Source organism: Aeromonas sp. HMWF014, assembly GCF_963878295.1.
Taxonomy (GTDB): Bacteria; Pseudomonadota; Gammaproteobacteria; order Enterobacterales; family Aeromonadaceae; genus Aeromonas; species Aeromonas popoffii.
In genome coordinates this window covers 1-2,760 of the sequence record NZ_CAWNYS010000095.1, presented here as the reverse complement: position 1 = coordinate 2,760, position 2,760 = coordinate 1, and the positions used below count along the sequence as shown (strand labels likewise).

Here is a 2,760-nt window from a genome sequence, read left to right as displayed (position 1 = left end):
CCCGCCATTGTGACCACGGATCTGCCCGGATGTGACATGGGTTACAACCGGGTAGACGATCCCAGCACCAACCGGCTGCACAACAACCCGCAACTCGATGCCAGCTGCGGCTACAACGGCGTGATGAACGGCACCTCTTCGGCCACCCCGAACACCACTGGTGCCATGGCGCTGCTGATGTCCGCCTATCCGGACCTGTCGGTGCGCGACCTGCGCGACCTGCTGGCCCGCAACGCCACCCGACTCGACGCCAATCAGGAGCCCGTGCAGATAAGCTACACGGCCGCCGACGGCCAGCGCCGCCAGGTGACGGCGCTGGAAGGCTGGGAGCGCAACGCGGCTGGCCTCTGGTTCAGCCCGACCTATGGTTTCGGCCTGGTGGATGTGAACAAGACCCTGGCCCAGGCCGCCAGCCACGATCCGCTGCCGCCACTGGTGCAGTTGCCGTGGCAGAAGGTGACGGTTGAGGATAGCGTCGCTGGCGCCATCCCGGATGTGGGCAGCAGCCCGACCCGCTCCAGCACCGTGATCGACCAACCATTGACGGTCGAGGCCGTGCAGGTGATGGTGAGCCTGGATCACCAGCGGCTGCCCGATCTGCTGATCGAACTGGTCTCGCCATCCGGCACCCGCAGCGTGCTGCTCAACCCCAATAACAGCCTGGTGGGACAATCCCTCGACCGGCAGCGGCTGGGGTATGTGCGCACCAAGGGGCTGCGTGATATGCGCATGCTCTCCCACAAGTTCTACGGCGAGCCGGCTCAGGGCAAGTGGCACCTGGAAGTGACTGACGTGGCCAATGGCACTCGCCAGGTCTCGCTGCTCAATCTCAGAACCAACACCCGCAGCACCCTGACCGAGCGCAACAACAGCCAACCGGGTCAACTGCTCGACTGGTCCCTGCGGGTACTCGGTCACGATGCAGCCCGTTCCTGATCACAGAGGAGTCTTAACATGAAACACAGCTTACTCAGCCTTACCCTGGCAAGCCTGCTGGCCTCGGTCTGCCTGTACGCAACAGCCGACGAGTCGGTGGTGATCGATGGCAAGCAGTACAACACCATAGAGGTGAATGGTCAGACCTACCTGACGCTGGATAACGACAGCAAGAAACGGGTCGCCCGCAGCCTGGATGGCAAGGTGCCACAGCAGCCCCTGCGCAGCGGCGACGTCCTGTTACAAGGGGTCGCCAGCCCTGAGCTGACCGTCAGCGGCACCCTGCTGGTGGAGGCCGATGACGATCGGGCCAAGGCGCTGGCGAGCCACCACGGCCTGCAGTTCAAACAGAGCAGCGGCGGTATCGCCCTGCTGGAGGCCAAGCCCGGTAAGGATCTGAACGCCATCGCTACCCAGCTCAGACAGCAAGGGGTCAGGGTACAGATCGAACTGGCTGGCGCACTGAAGCGGCCAAAGTGAGCCAGCCCTTGCGCTGACAGACCCGAGATATCTTGCAAACACAGAGGGGGCCGCTGGCCTAATGCCAGTCAGTCAAGCACTTTTATGACTTAATATTCGAAATTTTGAATAACAGGAGCTGTGCTATGCGGCGTCAACTGGGCTGAAACCTCTGCCCTGACTGGCATCCAATAAAAAGAGGGAGGCATCATGCCTCCCTCACTCTTTAGCCCTTATACCTAGCAGGTTGGGACTCAAACTCTCTTAACTGACTTGCATTAGCCATATGGGGCGCCATTTTTATTATTTTCAGGCTGGCACCGACGAGGTTCAGCCAGCCTTGTGCTGCTCAGCCAGATAGAGCCAGGTATCGACTACTGTATCCGGGTTGAGGGACACAGAGTCTATGCCTTGCTCGACCAGCCAGGCGGCGAAATCCGGGTGATCGGATGGGCCCTGGCCACAGATGCCGACATACTTGCCCGCCTTGCGCGCAGCCTGGATAGCCATCGACAGCAACGCCTTGACCGCCTCGTCGCGCTCGTCAAACAGGTGGGCAATCAGCCCGGAATCCCTGTCCAGCCCAAGGGTGAGCTGGGTCATGTCATTGGAACCGATAGAGAAGCCGTCCACATGCTCGAGGAACTTGTCCGCCAGCAGGGCGTTGCTCGGGATCTCGCACATCATGATCACCTTGAGCCCCCGCTCGCCACGGCGCAGACCGTTCTCGGCCAGGATGTCGATCACCTGCTCCACCTCGCCCACGGTGCGCACAAAGGGGATCATCACCTCGACGTTGGTCAGCCCCATCACATCGCGCACCCGCTTGATTGCCTCGCACTCGAGGGCAAAGCAGGGACGGAAGCTGTCGGCTATGTAGCGTGACGCGCCACGAAAACCGATCATGGGGTTCTCCTCGTGGGGCTCGTAGCCACGACCGCCCACCAGATTAGCGTACTCGTTGGACTTGAAGTCCGACATCCGCACTATGACCCGCTCCGGCCAGAAGGCGGCGCCCAGGGTGGCGATCCCCTCGGTCAGCTTTGCGACGTAGAACTCCCGCGGGCTGTCGTAACCGGCGATCATCTTAGCGATGGTGGCCTGCAGTTCAGGGCTCTGCTGGTCGAACTCCAGCAAGGCCTTGGGGTGCACGCCAATCATGCGGTTGATGATGAATTCGAGCCGCGCCAGGCCCACACCGGCATTGGGCAACTGGGCAAAATCAAACGCCCGGTCCGGATTACCGACGTTCATCATTATCTTGATGGGCAGACGTGGCATGTTGCCCACCTCAGTCACAGCCACATCGAAATCGAGTTCGCCATCATAGATGAAGCCGGTATCCCCTTCCGCACAGGAGACGGT

At 61.1% G+C, this 2,760-nt stretch carries 2 protein-coding genes and 1 pseudogene; 2 read left to right on the top strand and 1 reads right to left on the bottom strand.

The annotated features are described in order from the left end of the window. Together asp and AAC083_RS03730 are read left to right on the top strand one after the other, a co-directional pair. Window positions 1–936 (top strand): annotated as a pseudogene (asp, locus tag AAC083_RS03735) (serine protease Asp); the annotation flags it as partial. 18 nt (window positions 937–954) lie between these two features. Then, window positions 955–1,416, top strand: a complete 462-nt coding sequence (locus AAC083_RS03730) for a serine protease chaperone (RefSeq protein WP_108535838.1) — start codon at window positions 955–957, stop codon at window positions 1,414–1,416. A gap of 309 nt (window positions 1,417–1,725) precedes the next feature. Here the strand turns inward: AAC083_RS03730 and AAC083_RS03725 are convergent. Continuing rightward, the coding region (locus tag AAC083_RS03725) for a putative PEP-binding protein (protein ID WP_308810990.1) at window positions 1,726–2,760 on the bottom strand (1,035 nt) is incomplete at its 5' end.

What these genes read in the sequence shown, in the direction of transcription:
- AAC083_RS03730 (WP_108535838.1), top strand. Translation starts at nt 955, where the DNA reads ATGAAACACAGCTTACTCAGCCTTACCCTGGCAAGCCTGCTGGCCTCG.